The following is a 19,416-nucleotide window of genomic DNA, read 5'->3' as shown; positions in this document are numbered from 1 at the left end:
CGTCACAAGGAGACGTGGTGGCGGTACAGCCAGGACAGGGACTCCTGGCTGGCCGTCTTCTTCAGGAACAACGGCATCATCAGGTCGCGGAACACCCGCCCCACCGGTCCGGCGGCCTTGCTGTTGCTGATGGTCCGCGAGTACGACACCACCCGCTCGGCCCGCTCGCGGCGCTCGGCCTCGAACGCGGCGAAGGCCGCACTGTGGTCAGGGGCGTCACGCAGGCAGCGGGCCAGCACGATCGCGTCCTCGATGGCCTGCGAGGCGCCCTGGCCGGCGCTGGGCGAGGTGGCGTGCGCGGCGTCGCCGGTCAGCACGACCCTGCCCTTGTGCCAGAGGGGGACGGGCGGCAGGTCGTACACCGGGAAGCCGTCCCCGATCGGGCTGTCGCGCAGGAGGTCGGCGGTGCGGTTGCCGTCGTGGCGGAAGGCCTCGACGAGCAGCGGCCGCCAGTCGCCCGGCACGTCGCCCTCCTCGCGCGGCAGGTTCGCGAACCACCAGACCTCACCCGAGGCGGCCACCGTGTAGCCGAAGAACGCCTTCTTGCCGAAGATCATGTGGTACGTGCCCGGTTCGCCGGTCAGGCCGGGGAAGGTGGTGAGACCGCCGAAGCTGTACAGGCCGGAGTAGCGGGGGGCGGGGGCGTTCGCGTCGATCAGGGTGCGGGTGCGTGAGTGCACGCCTTCCGCCGAGATCAGGATGTCGCCAGTCGCCCGCGTACCGTCGTCGAAGTGGGCGACGACCTGGTCGCCGGTGTCGTCCAGGGAGACGAGGCGCTTGCCGTACCGGATCTTGATGCCGCGCGCGGTGGCCTGGTCGCGCACGATGCGGTAGAGGTCGGAGCGCAGGATCGTGTGGCTGACCGTGCCGTCGTCGAGGGCCAGGCCGTTGGCGACCTCGCCGAGGCGTTTGCCGGAGCCGCTGGTCATGACCATGCGCGGGGTCGGGATTCCGGCGGCCATGACCTCGCGGTGCGTGTCGAGGACGCGCAGGGCGGACAGGCCGTTGGAGGCGACGTTCAGGAACGAGCCGACGCCCTCCGCCGTCGCGCCGTAGGCCTCGAAGATCTCGGCCTCGATGCCTGCCTTCTGCAGCGCCATCGCGGTCGCCGGTCCGCCGATCCCGCACCCTGTGATGAGAGCCTTCATCGTGATAACCTTTCGTTCGGTCGAACGAAATATATGACGATAGGAGAGGGTGTGTCCAGAGATATTTCGGAACACCGAAAGAATCTTCTCCAGGCGCTCGGCGACGCGGGGCGGGAGAGCAGCAACGCCGCGGTCATGTACCACACCGTCATGAGCGGGCTGCTCGGGCTCGGTGTGACCGAATGGAAGGCCCTTGACCTGCTCCAACGCCTTGGTCCGCTGACCGCGGGCGAACTGTCGCAGCACACCGGACTGGCTCCGGCCTCCGTGAGCGGGCTGGTGGACCGGCTGGAGGCGAAGTGGATGGTACGCCGCATCCGCGACCTCAAGGACCGGCGCCGGATCATCGTCGAGATCAACCCGGAGCAGTTGTCAGGGGCGAGTGCCGAGGCGATCGAGGTGTTCGAGCCGTTGATGCGGGGACTGGCCGATCTGTACGACGCGTACACGGACGAGCAGTTGGAGCTGATCCTCGACTACGTGACCAAGGCGGCGGCGGTCCAGCGCGCCGCGACCACCATCCTCACCGAACGCCAGCCCCGGCGATCCCACGATTAGGTCTTGACATATAGCAACATCCGCCCCAACCTAAACCGCATGGGTTCCCTGTGATTCTCGCACCGGACGCGTAGAGCGCTGCTCCGCGATCCGTCCCGCCATCGATCCGTTCGTTTTCGATGCGGCATTTGTGCCGAGAATCGGAGGTGGCTGCTTTATGCGTGCTACCCAACTATCGCTCACAGACATCACCAAGCGTTACGAAGACCGCGTCGTCCTTGACCGGGTGACCTTCACCGTGAAGCCCGGCGAGAAGGTCGGCGTCATCGGGGACAACGGCTCCGGCAAGTCCACGTTGCTGCGGTTGATCGCGGGGGCCGAGAGGCCCGACAACGGCGAACTCACCGTCGTGGCGCCGGGCGGCATCGGGTACCTGCCCCAGGCACTCGACCTGCCCGCCGGATCCACGGTGAGCGACGCCATCGACCGCGCCCTCCACGACCTACGCACCCTGGAGGCCCGCATCCGCACAGCAGAAACCCGCCTCGCCAAAGCCGACCCCACCCCCACTTTCACCACCCCGCCCACGGTCCCGTCGGCCACGGGCTCCGTGTTCCCGGGCGTCGGGACCACCGGTGGCGGGGCCGTAGCCGGTGATCAGGGCGCCGGGACCGGAGGGGTGACTGTGGCCGAGCTGGAGGTGGAGCTGGCTGCCTATGGGGAGCTGGTGGCGGCCTTTGAGGCGCGGGGCGGATACGAGGCCGACGCGCGGGTGGAGGTGGCCCTGCACGGACTGGGGCTTCCGGGGCTCGATCGGGAACGCCCGCTGGACACCCTGTCCGGCGGCGAACGCTCCCGTCTCGCCCTGGCCGCCACCCTCGCCGCGGCCCCCGAACTGCTCCTGCTCGACGAACCCACCAACGACCTGGACGACCAGGCCGTCACCTGGCTCGAAGAGCACCTACGCGCCCACCGCGGCACCGTCGTGGCCATCACCCACGACCGGGTGTTCCTGGACCGGATCACCTCCACGATCCTGGAGGTCGACCAGTCCCAGGTACGCCGCTACGGCAACGGCTACACCGGCTACCTCACCGCGAAGGCGGCCGAGCGGGCGGCATGGGCGCTGGAGCACGAGGAGTGGAAGAACGAGCTGGCCCGCCACGCCACCCTCGTCGACGCCAACGCCTCCCGCCTCGGCGCCATCCCCCGCAAGGTCGCCAAGGCCGGCATGGGCACCGGCGCCTGGCGCGCCCGCTCCCGGGCACATGGCGCGATGAGCCGCATCCGCCAGTCCAACCAACGCCTGGACTGGCTCCGCACCCACCCCGTCCCACCCCCACCGGCCCCCCTCCGCTTCACCCCCACCCCGTTCTCCCCGCCCGCCGCCCCCGCCCAGGTCCCCGCTACCCAACCGGGCCGGCTGTCCGGGTCGGACCGGCCGTATGTGTCCGGGCCGGACCGGGATGGGGCGTCTGGGCCGAGACAAGCGTCTGGTCCCGACTCGGTAGCCGGGTCGGACCGGTTGTCCGTGTCTGGCCTGGGCTGGGACGGGGCGTTCGGGACGAAGCGAGCGCTTGGGGCGGACCGGCCGTCCGGATCGGGCCAGGTCGGTGGGGTGGAGGGGGCTGGGATGGTGGAGCTTGGTGGGGTTCGGGTGGGGGAGCGGCTCAGGCTGGACTTCCTGCGGATCCTGCCCGGCGAGCGGCTGCTGGTCACCGGGCCCAACGGGGCGGGCAAGAGCACGCTCATGCAGGTCCTGGCCGGCGAGCTGGTACCCGACGCCGGAACGGTCAAGCGCCCGCCCCGCGTGGGATACCTGCGGCAGGAGGACCGGCCGGGGCGGATGGATCGGACCGTGCTGGGCGCGTTCGCCGAGGGACGGCCGGGCAGCATGGACGAGCACGCCGACGCGCTGCAGTCCCTGGGGCTGTTCCGTCCCGCGGACCTGCGGTTGCGGGTGGGTCAGCTGTCGTACGGCCAGCGCCGCCGCATCGACGTCGCCCGCCTGGTCAGCCGACCCGTCGACCTGCTCCTCCTGGACGAGCCCACCAACCACCTCTCCCCTCTCCTCGTCGAACAACTGGAGGAGGCCCTGTCCGTCTACGAGGGCGCCTTGGTGATCGTCACCCACGACCGCCGCATGCGGGCCGCCTTCCAGGGCTCACGCCTGGAACTCAAAGACGGCCACCCCACCACCTGACCCACGCCCATCCACACCCTGTGGATAGACACGGCACCGACAGCCAGTCCGCGCGACCTGCTCGCGAACTGGTCCCCAACCTGCGGCACCGCGGCCCACGCCAGACGGGGAAGGCAAGCGCGGGGCAAGGTGGGCGCGGGGCATGGTGGGCGCGGGGCATGGTGGGCGGCCGGGGCGAGCCAGGCGGGCTGACGGATGACCTGCTCACGCGTCGGACAAGGGGAGTCGCGTGGTCACGCGCGCCCGTTGCCCCGTTGCCCGGGTGGGTGGGGCGGCGGGGCGTAGGCGGCGTGGTGCTTATCGTCAGGGTTCGGGGGTGGATTGGCGGATTGCGGTGGTGATGTCGGTGACGCGGTCCGTCAGGAGGCCGATGGCGCCCACTGTCCGGGTCACCGGGTCGTCCTCGGCCCCGCCCAACGCCCTCGTACGCAGGTACGCGGCCTTGATGGCGGTCCAGCGCTCCTGCTGTTCCGGTGTCAGGCGGCCCCTGAGCTCGGCGAGCTTGAGCAGGTTGGCCTCGGCGTCGGAGGTGAGCGTCTGGGCCTCGCCGACGTAGTGGTCGTCGATCACCGCCTCCAGTTCGGCGTCGTTCATGGCGGGCACGATCCGCTCGGCCAGCTTGTTCATGTTCCGGTAGGAGCCCTGCAGCTTGTACGGCGGCTCGGTGCGCGCGTCGTCCGACTGCGCCGCCGAGGCGATGTACGCCTGGTTGTTGGCCAGCACCACCTCCTGCACCCGCACCAGCTTGGCCAGCACGGACAGGATCTGGTCCAGCTCGACCTTGGAGTAGGGGTGCTTGAGCTGGTCGGAGCGGACCGCCTGGTCGCCGCGCGCCAGCCGTACGAGCAGTTCGACGTCGGAGCGGTCGCGGGTGGAGAGCGGGGCCAGGACGGGGTTGGAGGTGAGGGCGTTGTCCACGTAGCTGAGCGCGAACAGCTCGTCGCGGCCGGAGAGCACGTCGCCGAGGTTCCACACGTCGGCCCGGTTGGCGAGCATGTCGGGGATGCGGAAGCGCTTGCCGGACTCGGTGTACGGGTTTCCGGCCATGCACACGGCGAAGCGCTTGCCGCGCAGGTCGTAGGTGCGGGTGCGGCCGTTCCAGACGCCTTCGATGCGGCGCTGGGCGTCGCACAGCGAGATGAACTTCTGCAGCAGTTCGGGCGAGGTGTGCTGGATGTCGTCGAGGTAGAGGAGCGTGTTGTTGCCGGTCTCCAGCGCGAAGGAGATCTTCTCGACCTCCTGCCTGGAGGTGGCGTCGGGGGCCTCCTCCGGGTCGAGCGAGGTGATGGCGTGGCCCAGCGCCGGGCCGTTGACCTTGACGAAGACGAGGCCCAGGCGGCTGGCCACGTACTCCATGAGGGTGGTCTTGCCGTAGCCGGGCGGTGAGATGAGCAGCAGGAGGCCCATCTGGTCGGTGCGTTTGCCCGCTCCCGCCGCGCCGAGCTGCTTGGCCAGGTTGTCGCCGATGAGCGGCAGGTAGACCTCGTCGAGCAGGCGGTTGCGCACGAAGGCGCTCATGACCTTGGGCTTGTACTCGTCCAGCCGCAGGCGATCGCGCTCGGCCGCGACCAGCTCGACGCGGCGCTTCTGGTACGCCCGGAAGGCGGGGACACGTTCGGCGGCGAACGTCCTGGTCCTGGTGAGGATCTCGTCGAGCCGGAGCGGCAGCGTGCGCTCGGTGATGCGCGGATGGGCGCCGAGCAGGCCCTCGACCACGGCGCTGACGCTCGCGCTGGAGTCGTAGCGGGGCAGGTCGCCGCAGAGCTGCAGGGCTATGGCCTCGGGCAGCTCGGGTGACCGGTCGAAGGCGCCCAGCCAGGCCTCGGCGAGCTGGATGCGCGCGGGCGGCTCCAAGGACCTGAGATCGTCCTCGAACGAGCGCTGCGCCGCCGGGCCCAGCCGGGCGCGGAAGTTGTCCATCACCGAACGGGCCGCCTTGCTGGTGACGAAGCCGGCCGGAGTGGTGGCCAGCTCCTCCACGAGATACTCCCCGGCCAGCCGGGCCACGCCGGGGGCGGCGGTGATCAGGGACGACAGTTCCTCGGCCAGGGCGGCCACGGCCTCGTGAGCGCCGAACGCCTCACGCGCTCTGACCAGGGAAGACGCTCTGGTGGTGAATGTTTTACGTGAAACCTCGTCCGTGTGGAAGGCCCAGAAGAGCTGCGCCGCCGCTCTGGCCGCGGGGGAGTAGCGCAGCAGCCCGGCGCCGTCGCGCAGGCGGACCAGGGCGTCGAGGATCAGGGTGGCGTCGTGGTCGTGGACGCCGCGTTCGTAGCCCTCGTCGTAGCGTTCCTCGGCGGCCCGCCGTACGAGATCCGCCGAGGGGAGGTCGGCGGTGTCGAGAAGTGCGGCGGCCAGGTGCTCGGCGCGGTAGACCTCGGGCGTCTCCGAGACGAGCAACTGGTCCCAGAACGGGCGGGTGTCGGCGAAGTCGGACGGGACCGCCGCCCGGTAGTCGGTGCCGGTGATGGCGAACTGCATCGTGCCGTCGTGGGGGACCAGCGTGAGGTCGACGGGCTGGGTGTTGACCGCGAAGCGGTGGCGCCCCAGCCGCAGCGTCTCGCCGCCCGCGTCGAACAGGTCGAGCCGGTCGCGCAGCGAGCGTCCGGCCTCCTGCTGGGCGGCCTTGACCCGGCCGTCGAGCTCTTCCGCGCGCACCGGGTCGCCCAGGGTACGCAGCTCGGCGGAGACCGACTGGAGCTTGGCGACCATCGGGTCGGTGGCGAAGTAGGTGTTGACCTCGTCGAGCGAGGCCAGCCCGGCCACCCGCCTGGCGACGCTGCCCAGGATGCGCTCGGCCGAGGCGAAGACCCGGTCGGCGCGGCGGGCACGCTCGTCGAGCTGGCCCTGCTTGCGCGCGGAGAACGCCTCGTAGACGTCCTCCCGCTTGGTGCTGAGCTGGGCGGCGAAGTCGTCGAACTCCCCGAAGCGGGATTCGAGCCCCTCCAGCTGCAGCATGAGCTTGCCGAGCTGCTCGTCGCAGCGCTCCGGGGTGTCGGCCATGGCCAGCGCGCCGGTGATCGCCTGCCCGAGCAGAGCGAACTCGGCGGCGAAGGCGGCCCGCCCCTCGCTGGACAGCAGCTCCCTGCGCCGGCCCTCCAGCACCGCGCGGGCGTGGTTGACGCCGCCGAGCACCTCGGCGATGCGCTCCAGGATGGAGGTGCGCACGGTGGCGTCGGCGATGTCGAGCGAACCGACCACTTCGGTGACCACCTCAAGCCCCTCGGCCTGGTCGGCCAGCAGCTCCGACACCGGCACGGCGTCGGCCACGGTGGCGATCGCGCCCGCGTCGGCGGCGAGCCGCTCGACCGCGCCGTGGTAGCCGGTGAAGGCGTCGGGACCCTGCAGGAACGCGACCGCGCGCGTGCCGGTCTCCTTCAGCTCGGCCGCCAGCTCGCCGGCCAGCGAGTCGAGCCGGGTGAGGTCGAGGTAGCGGACCTCGCGCAGCGTCACCAGCCGCCCCTGCGCGCGGCGCAGCGTGGCCAGCAGGCTGACCCAGGCGTCGGCGCTCGCCGGCAGGTCGCCGCGGGCCTGCCGGACGAGGGTGACGGTCTCCTCCTCGGTGGCGGCCAGTGTCCGCGCGGCCTGCGCGGTCAGCTGCTCGACGTTCTCGTACTCGTCGAGCACCTGGCCGGCGGTCGCGCGTACGTCGGTGAGCGGGGCGCGCAGCCCGTGCTCACCGAGCCAGTGGTAGTGGTCGAAGGCCCGCTCGCAGGCGGCGATCAGCGCCTCGAAGGTCGCCGCTGACGGCGACATCTCCTCGACCATGCGCGCCACGGACAGGCAGTCGGAGATGCCGCGGACCAGCTCGGCGTTGCCGATGCGCTCCAGTGGCCCCGAGCCGGTGGGCTGGGCGGCGGCGTAGGTGTCGGAGACGTACGGCGTCTGCCACACCTGCATGGGATGGACCCGGGTCGGTTCGTCGGAGGTGGCGCGGAAGACCACCATCGTGCCGTCGTCGAACAGGCTGAACCCGTGGCACGGGATGGGGTTGGCCACCTCCTTCCTGATCACGTTGTACGGCAGCAGCAACGACCTCCCGTCGCCCCGGGCGTGGAAGACGTAGAGCACGTCCTCCCCGTTGGGCGAGCGGACCACGCGCTCGAACTCCAGCTCGCTGACGTCGAGGTCGAACGTCTTGCTGACCCCGGTCGCCAGGTAGTAGCCGCCGGGGAAGATCAGCCCCTGGTCCTCCGGCAGCCGCTGGCAGGCCTGGCCGATGCCGTCGAGCCTGACCACCGTCTTGGTCCGGGTGTTGAACACCAGGTGCCGCCACTCCGGCTCCTTGTACGGCCGGATGCGCAGCAGGATGAGCGGACCGACCCGCGCGTAGGAGACGTCCGCGTCGGCCAGCGACTGCAGCGGCTCGGTGACCGGCTCGGAGTAGATCCCGTGGCCGCTCTCGGTGTTGTCCTCGACCTTGATGGTCAGGTCGCCGCCGACGGTCTCGACGAAGACCTCGCCCTCGATGGAGATGTGCGGGTGGCGGCCCAGGACGTGGTCGTCGCGGTTGGTGACGGTCCACTCGAAGTCATGGGACGCCGGGAACACGTGGTCGCGCTCGCCCCGGTTGTCGAGGTATTTGCCGGACAGGTCCCAGCGCAGGACCTTGCTGTCGCTCGGCCCGGTCTGGAAGACCGCCAGCAGCTTGCCCTCGACCCGCCGCAGGGTCTGCAGGCGGGTCTCCTTGTAGTACCGGTACAACTCGGCGAAGTCCTTCTGGAAGGCGGGGTCGGTGAGCGCCTCCCACTGTGCCGGATCGAACCGGAACGCTTCGCCGTCGCGCGTGAACCTGTGGACGGAGAACACGTCGTCCACAGCCGTCTCCGGCTTGAGTCCGATGAAAACGTTGTACCCGAACACCATCACCTCCCCGACGGAGACGATGTCCCTGGGCACGCAGTTGTTCCCGGTCCTGATCCGTTCCGTGCCGAGCAGCGTGAGCTCGGCGCCGCCGAAGACCTTCAGCCGCTCGTCGTTGACCGCCTCCGCGGCCTGCGCCAGCAGCTTGGCCTGCGACTGAAGGCGGTTCCTGAGCACCTCATAGGTGCCCGCCTCAAGATCCGCCATGCGCTCAGGCCCTCAGCGCGGCGACCGAGGAGTCGGCGACGCCGAGTCTGCGCGCGGTCTCCAGAAGCTCGTTCAGCTTCGCCTCCGGCCCACCGCTCTGGATCATCTGCATGAGCAGCGCGGACACGGTGACGTTCTTGAGGTCCTCGGTGCCGATCCCGCCGACGATCGCCGCGAGGTCCGCGGGCAGGCTCGCCGACCCGTTGAGGTACGGCGCCGCCAGCGTCCTGGCCACGGCCGAGTGCTCCACGAACCCGTCGACCGCCTTGCCCGCGGTGATCGAGCCCACGACCCTGTCGAAGAACATCGTGTCGCCGCCCACGATGTCGATGTCGGCCTTGGACAGCCCCGCCGCCAGCACGCTCGCCTGCGACTCGGCGACCTTCGCCTGCACGTCGATGCGCTTGAGGTGGATCTCCTTGTCGGCCTCCAGCCGCAGGCGGTACTCCTCGTGCGTACGCGAGGCCTCGTCCAGCGCGGCCAGCGCGGCGGCCTTCTCGGTCAGACCCTCGGCCTCGGCCTTGAGCTTCTCGCCGACGGCCGCGGCGGCGGCGAGCGCGAGGGCCTGCTCGCCCTCGGCGCGGGCCTTGAGCCGCTCGCCCTCGACCAGCGCCATCGCCTTGGCGCCTTCGGCCTCGGCGCGCAGCCGCTCGCTCAGCACCATCGCCTCGGCGCGGCCGACCTTCTCGATCGCCGCCGCGTCGCGCTCCTTCACCTGCACGTCGGCCAGCCCCGCCGCGGCGCTCTCGGCCTGGACGCCTTCCGCGAGCCGGATCTTGGCGCGGGCGTCGAGGTCGGCGGCCTGCTGCCTGGCCTCGGCGAGCACGAGCTCCTCGCGGGCGCGGAACTTGGAGGCCGCCTCGGCGGCCTCGGCCGCCTTGATGTCCTTGACCAGGTTCTCCTGGGCTTCCGCCTCGGCGGCGATGATCGTGGTCTGGCGCAGCCGCTCGGCCTCCTCGACCGCGCGCAGCCGCTTGATGTTCTCCTCCTGCTCGGCGACGGTCTTGTCGACCGCGATGCGCTCGCGCACGACCTCGGCGATCGAGCGCTTCTCGGTCTCGACCTCCTTGTCCTTGGAGATGCGCGACAGCTCGGTCTCGCGTTCGCGGGCGATGACCTCCAGCATGCGGTCCTTCTCGATCCGCTCGGTCTCGATCGCGATCACGCGTTCCTTGTTCTTCTCGGCGACGGCGACCTCGCGGGCGCGGTTCTCGTGCTGGACGCCGAGCTGCTCGTCCGTCTTGATGTTGGCGGCCTGGGCCTTGAGCCGCTCCTCGGCCTGCACGCGGGCGGTCTCGGCCTCCTCGCGCGCCCTCATGGTCTCGATCTCGCGCTTCTGCTTGGTCTCGGCGTCGGCCTGGCGGCGTTCCAGCTCCAGGATCGCCTCGCGGGCGTCCACGTTCTGGCGGGTGATCTCCTTCTCCTCGTTGCGCTGGAACTCGTTGGTCCGCACGTGCTCGATGGCCGTGAGCTCGGTGATCTTGCGGATGCCCTGCGCGTCGAGGATGTTGGACTTGTCCAGGTTGTGGAGGGGCGTCTGCTCGAGGTAGTCGATCGCGGCGTCCTCAAGGCTGTAGCCGTTGAGGTCGGTGCCGATGAGCCGGAGGATCTCGTCGCGGAACTCGTCGCGCTTGGTGTAGAGGTCGACGAAGTCCAGGTGCTTGCCGGCGGTCTTGAGCGCCTCGGAGAACTTGGCGTTGAACAGCTCCTGCAACGTCTCCTCGCCGCTGGCCCGCGCGGTGCCGATGGCCTGGGCCACCTTGATGACGTCCTCGGCGGTCTTGTTGACCCGGACGAAGAACGTGATGCGGATGTCGGCCCTGATGTTGTCGCGGCAGATCAGTCCTTCACGGCCGGACCTGACGATCTCCATCGTCTTCACCGAGATGTCCATGGTCTCGGACTTGTGCACGACGGGCAGCACGACGGCGCCCGTGAACGTCACGTCGACCCGGTTGACCTTCGAGATGATCAGCGCCTTGCCCTGCTCCACCTTGTGGAAGAGACGGCTGATGACCACGAGGATCGCGATGACGATGAGCAGGGCGGCGGCCAGCGTGATCGCCAGGCCAAGGGAGATGACACCCATCAGTGGTCCCTTTCATAGGGCATGACCAGGAAGAATTCCCCGGAGGAGGAATAGTCGAAGATGAGGGCGTTGTCGCCGCGGGAGAGGCGGTCGTCGCCGGTCGTCCTGACCTGGACGACGGCGGAGGACCCGTCGGCGGCGGTGACCTCGGCCTGGCCGAAGTCGGAGGTGACCTGTCCGGTGCGGATCACGCAGTGCCGGCCGACGAAGTCGTGGCGCGAGGGGCCGCGCTCGTCGGGATACAGGCGGCGAAGCGGCACGACCAGCAGGCGGGCGCCGAACCAGCCGCCGGCCAGGGCCACGATGAGCACGGCGATCAGCAGGTGCGGCGCGGAGACGAGCTGGCCGCCGATCAGGCTGAGCAGCCAGCCCAGCGTGATCACGATCGACAGCGTCACTCCGGCGGGCGCACCTGCCAGTCCGAGCCAGGAGGCGTCGACGTCGTCCAGGTCCAGAAGCCCGGTGAGCGCGGTCACCCAGTAGGCGACGACGATCACGAGCAGAAAGCTGAAAAGGACTGTCGGAAAACCCAGCACGGCTTGTAAGAACTCAGACATCTTCCCCCTGGTACATCCCCCGTCGGACTCTATACAGGTAAAGACGAAGTAAAGCGGAAAGTTCCCGTTATGGGCAGGTTTGCCGCGCCGTATATGCGAAAGAGCGACCGGAAACCCGGTCGCTCCTTGGGCGGAAGGTCAGGCGCGCGCGGCCGCGACGGCCTCCTTGAGGTGCTTCTCGTCCTCGGTGCTGAGCGAGGTCTTGATGATCTCGCCGCCGTACTGCGCGATCTGCTCGATGACCTTGTCCGGCGTGCTCTGGCGGACCAGGAGGAAGAGGGCGGCGGTGCCCGGGGGCATCTTCTCGCCGAGTTCCTTCATGAAGTCGTCGTTGACGCCCACGTCGGTGAGGGCGCCGCCCGCCGCGCCCGCGGCCGCGCCGAGTGCCATGCCCAGCAGTGGCATGAAGAACAGCAGCCCGATGAGGCCGCCCCACAGCGCGCCGCCGGCCGCGCCCACGCCGGTGGTGCTGGTGGTCTGGTGAAGTTTGATCTTGCCGTCGTCCTTGCGCTCGACGATGGCCGCGTCCTCAAGCGTGATGAGGTTCTGCTTCTGCAGCTCGAACAGCCGCGTACGCACGGTCTCCGCGGTCGCGACGTCCGGATAGTCGATGACGATGAGGTTGCTCATGCCGTCCCCCGATTTCTATGAGCTCCTCACCGATAGTACACAGATGGCTACGCGAGGTCGGATGCTTCCCATTCGTGGCACGGCTGGAGCCCGTGGTGGTGGAAGATCACGCCGACCATCTTCTTGGTGGCGGAGTTGTGCACGCCCTGACCGGTCGGGCCGCACGGGCAGTCGTGCGACTCCTCGTGACCGATGGCGTCGTCGAGGGGTCTGACGTGGACGATCTTCTGCATGGTCGCTTGCCCTTCCTTTGGCGGGAAGTTTAAGTCACGGGGTTGACCTCAAGCAAAGTTGAGGATGCAGGCTCGTCGGCATGAGCGAAGTGATGAAGGCGGCGGCGTTCGCCGAGTTCGGCGGCCCAGAGGTGTTGAAGGTCATGGAACTGCCCGCGCCGCAGGCGGGCCCGGGACAGGTCCGGGTGCGGGTGAAGGCCGCGGGCGTGCAGCCGTACGACACCGCGGTACGCGCCGGATGGACCCCGCCGGGCATCGCCGGCGACCTGCCGCGGATTCCCGGCAACGAGTTCGCCGGAGTGATCGACCAGGTGGGCGAGGGCGTGACCGGCTTCGCGATCGGCGCGGAAGTGCTGGGCTTCACGCAGCTCAACGCCTACGCCGAGTACGCGGTCGTGCCCTCCGCCGCGGTCACGCCGAAGCCGGCCGGGCTCGCCTGGGAGGTGGCGGGGGCGATGACCGCGGGCGTGCAGACGGCCGAGATCGCCATCGACAACCTGGCGATCGGATCGGGGGACACGCTGCTGATCCACGGCGCGGCCGGATCCGTGGGCGGCGCCGCCACGCAGATCGCCCGCCGGCGCGGCGCCACGGTCATCGGCACCGCCCGCGCGGTCAACCACGACTACCTGCGCGACCTCGGCGCGATCCCGGTCGAGTACGGCCCCGGCCTCGCCGACCGGGTGCGCGCGCTGGCCCCGGGCGGCGTCACCGCGGCCCTGGACGGCGCCGGCGGCGAGGCGCTGGAGGTCTCGCTGGAACTGGTGGCGGATCGCGACCGCATCCTCACCCTGTTCGAGCACGACAAGGCCGCCGGGCTCGGCATCCGCACGACGGTGGGCGAACGGCTGGCCGAGCGCCTGGGCCGCTATGCCGCTCTGGTGGCCGCGGGCGAGTTCAAGTACCACATCCGCAGCACCTACCACCTGTCCGAGGCCGCCGACGCGCACCGCGAGATGGAGACCGGCCACGGCCGCGGCAAGATCGCCATCGTGATCCCTTAGGAGGTGCCGGTCGGGCGCTTGCGGTCGTTGAAGCGCCCGACCTTGGCCCGGTTGCCGCACACGTCCATGGAGCACCAGCGGCGGCTGCCGTTCTTGCTCACATCCAGGAACCACAGCACGCACCGCGGGTTCGCGCAGTGCTTGACCCGCCCGCCCATGACGCGCACGAGGTCGGCGGCCGCCACCCACGGCGCGTGCCACCCGGGCTCGTCCACGACCACCATCTCGTACGGCCCGCCCGCCCCGACCTGGGGCCGCACGCTCCCGTGGGCCAGCACCGCGTTGAGCCGCTGGTGCCCCCGCCCTTCGAGCGCGTCGCGCATGGCGGCCCGCGCCTCGACCAGCCGCTCCCGCGCGCCCGATCCGCCCGGCAGCCCGTGGTCGGCGAGCCACGCCTCGACCCCCTCGGCCGTGTCGAACTGGTCGACCAGCTCCCCCTGCCACATCCAGGTGGTGTCGACCAGGTCAAGACCGACGGGCTCCCCGCGCAGCGGCCGGATCTTCATCCTAGCCTCTCAAATCAGTTTGACCGGTTAATCATTGCCATGCTATCACTTAACCATCAAATCGCGTTTTGATGGTTAAGGAGTGACCATGCGCTACCGCACCGCAGTCGTCGAGGGACTGAACGTCTTCTACCGCGAGGCCGGAGACCCGTCGGCGCCCACGCTCGTCCTGCTGCACGGCTTCCCGACCTCGTCGATCGCCTACCAGGAGCTGATCGGCGAGCTGGCCGGGGAGTTCCATCTGATCGCCCCCGACTACCCGGGCTTCGGCCACAGCTCGGCCCCGGCCGCCGACGCCTGGGACTACACCTTCGACCACCTGGCCGACGTCGTGGACCAGCTCCTGGACTCCATCGGCGTCGACCGGTACGCCATCTACGTGCACGACTACGGCGCCCCGGTCGGCTTCCGCCTCGCGCTGCGCCACCCCGAGCGCATCACCGGCATCGTCACCCAGAACGGCAACGCCTACGACGAGGGCCTGACCCCGTTCTGGGACCAGATCCGCGCCTACTGGGCCGACCCCTCCAAGGACAACGGCGACGCCCTGCGCGCCCTGCTGACCCGTGAGGCCACCCACTGGCAGTACACCCACGGCGTCCCCGACACCTCCCTGGTCAACCCCGACCATGAGGCCTTCGACCAGGCGCTGCTCGACCGGCCCGGCAACCAGGAGATCCAGCTCGCGCTCTTCCTCGACTACGGCGTCAACCCCGGCCGCTACCCGTCCTGGCAGGAGTACCTGCGCACCCACCAGCCGCCGCTGCTGGCGGTCTGGGGCAGGGGCGATGAGATCTTCGGCCCGGACGGCGCCCGCGCCTACGCCCGCGACGTGAAGGAGGCCCGCATCCACCTGCTGGACGCCGGGCATTTCCCGCTCACGACGCGGCTGAGCCAGAGCGCCGCCCTGATTCGCGACTTCCTGCGCGGGCTGTCGGACTGATGCCGCCGTTGAAGAACGTGGTCAGCGCGACGACCGCGGCCCTGGCCGGGCTCCTGTTGCTGGCCGGGATCACCAGCGCCACCGGCCTGGCGTTGTTCGCCCTGCCGTTCGCGGCCACGGCGGGGATCGTGGCGCTGGCCCCGGCCGCGCCGTTCGCGCAGCCGCGCAGCATCGTGCTCGGGCACGTCAGCGCGACGGCGCTGGCGCTGCTCATCACGTCGGTCGCGGGGCCTTCGGTGTGGACGGCGGCCGTGGCCGCCGCCCTGTCGACGGCGCCGATGATGCTGCTCAAGGCGCCGCATCCGCCCGCCGGCGCGACCGCGGCGCTGGTCGGGCTCACCGCTCCCGAGCCGCTCTACCTGCTCAACCCGGTCATCCTCGCCAGCGCCGTCGTGATCGCCGGTGGGGTGGTGCTCGGGAAGCTGCTACCCGGCCACAGCTACCCGGCTTCCTGGAGGTGAGGTCACAGGCGCGGGCGCAGTGCCTCGGCGATCGCCAGCTGGTCCTCGTCCAGCTCGGTCTCGCCGTCCTGGACGTCCCACAGGGCGTTCTGCAGGAGCCGGCCGTACGTCCAGCCGGCGGCTCGCTTGGGGTCGAGCGCGAGCCGGTCGACCAGCAGGTCGAACCGCCGGCGTACGGCGCGGTGCACGTCGCCGGTGGCCACGACGTCCTCCCAGCGGTTGTCCAGGGCGGGCCACAGGTCGAAGCCCGGGTCGCCGGCCAGCGGCTTGGGGTCGATGGCCAGCCACGGCTCGCGCCCGGCGGCCAGGACGTTCTCGTAGTGCATGTCCCAGTGCAGCAGCCGATCACCCGGCTCGGTGACCAGTTCGGCGACGACCGAGGCGCACGTCTTCAGCCACGCACGGTCGCTCTCCTTGGCCAGGGCGGCCACCGCGTCGGGGGTCTCGTCGATCATGTCCTGGGCGATGTCGGCCAGGCGGCGCATGCCCTCGGGCGCCGGGTAGGCCACGAGGCGGGCCAGCAGGTCGGCCAGGATCGTCAGGGCCTTGGTGTCGTCGGCGACCGTCGCCAGGGTGCGATGGCCCTCCAGCCGTTCGAGCAGCAGCGTGCCGGTGGAGGGATCCTCATCCAGGAGGCGGACCATGGCGTCGCCGTTCCAGACCTTCAGGCCCATGGCCTCGCTGGCGTTCTCGTCGTTGACCGGCTGCAGCTTGAGCGCGGCCGGTACGCCGTCGGGCCCGGTCACGGGGAGGACCAGCGAGACGTACCCGTGCATCGGGTCTCCGTCGAGCCGTAGCCCCCACTCGTCGAGGTAACGCCCGGCCAGGGCGGGCAGTCCGGCGATCCAGGTGGGTCCGCCCTCCTCGCCCTCGCCGATCTCGTCGTGGTTGCTGATGAGCTTGGCGGGTATTTCGATCTTCGTCACAAACGTCCTAGAAATGCCAGGGGAAGGGCGACCAGTCGGGCTCGCGCTTCTCCAGGAACGAATCGCGACCCTCCGCCGCCTCGTCCGTCATGTACGCCAGCCGGGTCGCCTCACCCGCGAAGACCTGCTGTCCGACCAGGCCGTCGTCGATGAGGTTGAAGGAGTACTTCAGCATGCGCTGCGCGGTGGGCGACTTGCCATTGATTTTCCGCGCCCACTCCAGGGCCGTGCTCTCCAGCTCGGCGTGGGGGACGGCGGCGTTGACCATGCCCATGCGGTGGGCGTCCTCGGCGGTGTAGGTGTCGCCGAGGAAGAAGATCTCCCTGGCGAACTTCTGCCCGACCTGGCGGGCGAGGTAGGCGGAGCCGAATCCGCCGTCGAAGCTGGCCACGTCGGCGTCGGTCTGCTTGAAGCGGGCGTGCTCGCGCGAGGCCAGCGTCAGGTCGGCCACGACGTGCAGGCTGTGCCCGCCGCCCGCGGCCCAGCCGGGGACGACGCAGATGACGATCTTCGGCATGAAGCGGATGAGGCGCTGCACCTCAAGGATGTGCAGGCGGCCGGTGGCCGGGGTCCCGTCGGCGTACTGGTAGCCGTCCTTGCCGCGGATGCGCTGGTCGCCGCCGGAGCAGAAGGCCCAGCCGCCGTCCTTGGGCGAGGGGCCGTTGCCGGTGAGCAGGACGCAGCCCACGTCGACGCTCTGGCGGGCGTGGTCGAAGGCGCGGTAGAGCTCGTCGACGGTCTGCGGGCGGAAGGCGTTGCGCACCTCGGGGCGGTTGAACGCGATCCGCACCGTGCCCTGGTCGACGGCGCGGTGGTAAGTGATGTCGGCGAAGTCGAAGCCTTCGACTTCCTTCCACGCCTGGGGATCGAACAGCTCGGAGACCATGACGGCGAGCCTAACGGATCTGTTTCTCGGCCCATTCGGCCCACTCCTCCTGCGTCCTGGTGAAGCGCAGGCCCCACTCCAGGGCGATCCGGCCGTACACGGAGAGGTTGTCGGCGCCGCCCTCGACGAACTCGCGGATGCTCTCCAGGTGCTCAAGGTTCTTGCGGCCGATCTCGGCCTGGCGGCGGATGTAGCCGCGCGCCTGCTCGGGGTCGACCTGGGCCAGGAAGAAGACGCGCAGGAGCATGTCGCTGCGGATGGTCCCGACCGGCTCCACGTCGGTGATCCACCGGCGCAGCTCGGCCAGGCCCTCTTCGGTGACGGAGTACTCCTTGCGGCCGCGCGGACCCTCCGCCGACACGCTGACCAGACCGGCCTCGGCGAGCCTGCCGAGCTCGGTGTAGAGCTGGCTCTGCGTGGCCGGCCAGACGTTGCCCAAGGACGCGTCGAAGAGCTTGAGCAGGTCATATCCGCTCGCGGGCCCCTCGGAGAGCAGGCCCAGCACACCATGGCGAAGACTCATGTTCCTATAGTGACATATCTCAAGTGGAACGTTCGGCTCAGCCGTGCGCTTCCGCCCTCAGCTCGGCCAGCAGTTCGCCCTGGTCCACCAGCATCTCGGTGAGGATGCGGCGGACCGCGTCGAGCAGGTCGGCCAGTTCGGGCGTGGCCAGGGAGTAGACGACGGTGCTGCCTTCCCTCTCGGCGCTCACGACCCCTGCCCTGCGGAGTACGGCGAGCTGCTGTGACAGGCTCGATGCCTCGATGTCGATCTGGGCCAGGAGATCCCGGACCGGAAGCGGCCCCTCCTGGAGAAGTTCCAGCACCCTTATGCGAGCGGGGTGCCCGAGCGTCCGGAAGAAGTCGGCCTTGGCCTGGTAGAGCGGGACGGGCATGCGTCCAGGCTAATCCAGTGCAGTTGCATAATTGTTCAAGTCGCAATGTCGTTGGTTAGGATGACACCCGGGGAATAGGGAGTTGCCATGGGCCGAGGAAGACAGAAGGCGAAGCAGACCAAGGTCGCTCGCGAGCTGAAGTACACCAGCCAACACATGGACATCGACGCGTTGCGCAGGGAGTTGTCTGCGGACACGTCGCATGATGAGGGCTCTGGCGTACCGCATGACCAGGAGTCCGAGCCCGCCCGTTGAGGCGGGTGCGAAGGAGCCGTGTGCCAGCCGTCCGGGAAGGGACCGGGCGGCGCGACACGGCCTTCTCGCGTCTCGGGCTCCAGGTCGGCACGACCGCTTATCGGGGCTGAATCTCGATCACGGTCTTGCCGCGTGAACGGCCGGCCTTGTTCTTGGCCAGCGCCGTCGCGGCGGCGGACAGGGGCACCAGGTCGTCGATGTGGACCTTGATCCGGCCCGCGTCGATCAGGTCGGCCAGCAGGTCCAGGAGTTCGGCCGAGGCCTTGTTGTCGAGGTTGACTCCGGTGATCTCCCTGGCCGCCAGGGCCGCGGGGTCCGCGGAGAAGACCGTGGTGACCACCGTGCCGCCGGGCCGTACCGTCTGGGCGAGTTGTTCCAGCGCGGCCGGGTCGGTGCTCACCGTGTCGAGCACCACGTCGATGCCGCCGGGGTGAAGCTGCAGCACCTGCTCGGCGACCGGGCGCAGGGTGTGGTCGACGAGTTCGGCGGCGCCGATCCCGCGCATGTGCTCGGCCATGTCGGCGGTGGCCGTGGCGACGACCTTGGCGCCGGCGTTGGCGGCGAACTGCACCGCCTGCTGGCCGACGCCGCCCGTGGCCCCGGAGACCAGGACCACCCGGCCCTGGTCGATCTTGGCCGTCTCGACCATGTTGTAGGCGGTCGTGGTCGCGATGGGCACCGCGGCGGCCTGGGTGAAGATCATGCCGGCGGGCATGCGCGCGATGACCGGGCTCGCCAGGGCGTACTCGGCGTAGCTGCCCTTGAACTGGCCGTAGACCTGGTCCCCCGGACGGAACGCCGACACCGCGGGGCCGACCGCCTCCACGACCCCGGCGCCGTCGATGCCCAGCACCTTCGGGAAGGCCTGGCCGGGGGTCTTGAACTCCCCTTCGGCGATCTTCCAGTCGACCGGGTTGAGACCGGCGGCGTGGAGCCGCACGAGGACGCCGTTGGGGCCCGGCGTCGGTTTCGGCAGTTCCATGAGCTCGGGTTCTTGCCCGAAGCCGGAGATGGCGATGGCACGCATGGGAGGTACATGCCCGTGTGTCCGGTTCGCCAACCTGAGTAGGGGCGTACTCACGACACCATCCGTGACCGGCCGCACGCTGGG

At 69.9% G+C, this 19,416-nt stretch carries 18 protein-coding genes; 6 read left to right on the top strand and 12 right to left on the bottom strand.

Annotation, left to right across the window (positions count from 1 at the left end; genetic code table 11):
* Window positions 1-2: 2 nt before the first annotated feature.
* On the bottom strand, window positions 3-1,148 hold the full coding sequence (locus ACIBI5_RS47465; protein ID WP_397257381.1) for an FAD-dependent monooxygenase: 1,146 nt from the start codon (window positions 1,146-1,148) through the stop codon (window positions 3-5).
* Between the two features lie 51 nt (window positions 1,149-1,199).
* Here ACIBI5_RS47465 and ACIBI5_RS47460 point away from each other — a divergent pair, with 51 nt between their 5' ends.
* Together ACIBI5_RS47460 and ACIBI5_RS47455 are read left to right on the top strand one after the other, a co-directional pair.
* Complete coding sequence (locus tag ACIBI5_RS47460) at window positions 1,200-1,706, top strand: MarR family winged helix-turn-helix transcriptional regulator (RefSeq protein ID WP_397257379.1); 507 nt, start codon at window positions 1,200-1,202, stop codon at window positions 1,704-1,706.
* 157 nt (window positions 1,707-1,863) lie between these two features.
* Window positions 1,864-3,849, top strand: coding sequence for an ABC-F family ATP-binding cassette domain-containing protein (locus tag ACIBI5_RS47455; protein WP_397257377.1), 1,986 nt, complete (start codon window positions 1,864-1,866; stop codon window positions 3,847-3,849).
* Window positions 3,850-4,152: 303 nt separating this feature from the next.
* Here ACIBI5_RS47455 and ACIBI5_RS47450 read toward each other — a convergent pair whose 3' ends face one another.
* The 5 genes from ACIBI5_RS47450 to ACIBI5_RS47430 form a co-directional block, all read right to left on the bottom strand.
* A complete protein-coding gene (locus ACIBI5_RS47450; protein WP_397257375.1) occupies window positions 4,153-8,919 on the bottom strand; it encodes a DNA repair ATPase in 4,767 nt (1,588 codons plus the stop codon).
* 4 nt (window positions 8,920-8,923) lie between these two features.
* Window positions 8,924-11,008 carry an SPFH domain-containing protein gene (locus tag ACIBI5_RS47445; protein ID WP_397257374.1) on the bottom strand — a complete coding sequence of 695 codons (2,085 nt, stop codon included), beginning with the start codon at window positions 11,006-11,008 and terminating at the stop codon, window positions 8,924-8,926.
* Window positions 11,008-11,505, bottom strand: coding sequence for a hypothetical protein (locus ACIBI5_RS47440; protein WP_397257372.1), 498 nt, complete (start codon window positions 11,503-11,505; stop codon window positions 11,008-11,010). The genes ACIBI5_RS47445 and ACIBI5_RS47440 overlap by 1 nt, the downstream gene beginning before the upstream one ends.
* Window positions 11,506-11,703: 198 nt before the next feature.
* The gene (locus tag ACIBI5_RS47435) at window positions 11,704-12,195 is read right to left on the bottom strand and encodes a DUF1269 domain-containing protein (RefSeq protein ID WP_397106081.1); all 492 of its coding nucleotides are present in this window, start codon (window positions 12,193-12,195) and stop codon (window positions 11,704-11,706) included.
* Between the two features lie 47 nt (window positions 12,196-12,242).
* A complete protein-coding gene (locus tag ACIBI5_RS47430; RefSeq protein ID WP_184959265.1) occupies window positions 12,243-12,428 on the bottom strand; it encodes a hypothetical protein in 186 nt (61 codons plus the stop codon).
* 80 nt (window positions 12,429-12,508) lie between these two features.
* On the opposite strand from ACIBI5_RS47430, the gene ACIBI5_RS47425 reads away from it, so the two are divergent.
* On the top strand, window positions 12,509-13,432 hold the full coding sequence (locus ACIBI5_RS47425; RefSeq protein ID WP_397257370.1) for an NADP-dependent oxidoreductase: 924 nt from the start codon (window positions 12,509-12,511) through the stop codon (window positions 13,430-13,432).
* On the opposite strand, the gene ACIBI5_RS47420 is transcribed toward ACIBI5_RS47425, so the two are convergent.
* Window positions 13,429-13,938, bottom strand: a complete 510-nt coding sequence (locus ACIBI5_RS47420) for a CGNR zinc finger domain-containing protein (RefSeq protein WP_397257368.1) — start codon at window positions 13,936-13,938, stop codon at window positions 13,429-13,431. The two genes, ACIBI5_RS47425 and ACIBI5_RS47420, sit on opposite strands and share 4 nt — an antisense overlap.
* 88 nt (window positions 13,939-14,026) lie before the next feature.
* Here ACIBI5_RS47420 and ACIBI5_RS47415 point away from each other — a divergent pair, with 88 nt between their 5' ends.
* Both ACIBI5_RS47415 and ACIBI5_RS47410 read left to right on the top strand, forming a co-directional pair.
* On the top strand, window positions 14,027-14,881 hold the full coding sequence (locus ACIBI5_RS47415) for an alpha/beta fold hydrolase (protein WP_397257366.1): 855 nt from the start codon (window positions 14,027-14,029) through the stop codon (window positions 14,879-14,881).
* Entirely contained in the window at window positions 14,881-15,342 is a 462-nt protein-coding gene (locus ACIBI5_RS47410) for an HPP family protein (protein ID WP_397257364.1), read from the top strand. The genes ACIBI5_RS47415 and ACIBI5_RS47410 overlap by 1 nt, the downstream gene beginning before the upstream one ends.
* A gap of 2 nt (window positions 15,343-15,344) precedes the next feature.
* Here ACIBI5_RS47410 and ACIBI5_RS47405 read toward each other — a convergent pair whose 3' ends face one another.
* Genes ACIBI5_RS47405 through ACIBI5_RS47390 form a run of 4 tightly spaced genes read right to left on the bottom strand, consistent with a single transcriptional unit; the run spans window position 15,345 to window position 18,050 of the window.
* Window positions 15,345-16,268: an aminoglycoside phosphotransferase family protein gene (locus ACIBI5_RS47405; protein WP_397257362.1), complete on the bottom strand. Its 924-nt coding sequence runs from the start codon at window positions 16,266-16,268 to the stop codon at window positions 15,345-15,347.
* 7 nt (window positions 16,269-16,275) lie between these two features.
* Window positions 16,276-17,154: a 1,4-dihydroxy-2-naphthoyl-CoA synthase gene (locus ACIBI5_RS47400; protein WP_397257360.1), complete on the bottom strand. Its 879-nt coding sequence runs from the start codon at window positions 17,152-17,154 to the stop codon at window positions 16,276-16,278.
* Window positions 17,155-17,164: 10 nt separating this feature from the next.
* Window positions 17,165-17,677, bottom strand: a complete 513-nt coding sequence (locus ACIBI5_RS47395; RefSeq protein WP_397257358.1) for a PadR family transcriptional regulator — start codon at window positions 17,675-17,677, stop codon at window positions 17,165-17,167.
* 37 nt (window positions 17,678-17,714) lie between these two features.
* Window positions 17,715-18,050 carry an ArsR/SmtB family transcription factor gene (locus ACIBI5_RS47390; protein ID WP_397106067.1) on the bottom strand — a complete coding sequence of 112 codons (336 nt, stop codon included), beginning with the start codon at window positions 18,048-18,050 and terminating at the stop codon, window positions 17,715-17,717.
* A gap of 87 nt (window positions 18,051-18,137) precedes the next feature.
* On the opposite strand from ACIBI5_RS47390, the gene ACIBI5_RS47385 reads away from it, so the two are divergent.
* On the top strand, window positions 18,138-18,305 hold the full coding sequence (locus tag ACIBI5_RS47385) for a DUF3073 domain-containing protein (protein WP_184959274.1): 168 nt from the start codon (window positions 18,138-18,140) through the stop codon (window positions 18,303-18,305).
* Window positions 18,306-18,402: 97 nt separating this feature from the next.
* Here the strand turns inward: ACIBI5_RS47385 and ACIBI5_RS47380 are convergent, their stop codons facing one another.
* A complete protein-coding gene (locus ACIBI5_RS47380; protein ID WP_397257356.1) occupies window positions 18,403-19,332 on the bottom strand; it encodes an NADP-dependent oxidoreductase in 930 nt (309 codons plus the stop codon).
* Between the last annotated feature and the right edge of the window lie 84 nt (window positions 19,333-19,416).

Source organism: Nonomuraea sp. NPDC050540 (assembly GCF_044457485.1).
Classification (GTDB): domain Bacteria; phylum Actinomycetota; class Actinomycetes; order Streptosporangiales; family Streptosporangiaceae; genus Nonomuraea.
This window is presented reverse-complemented; position numbering and strand designations above follow the sequence as displayed.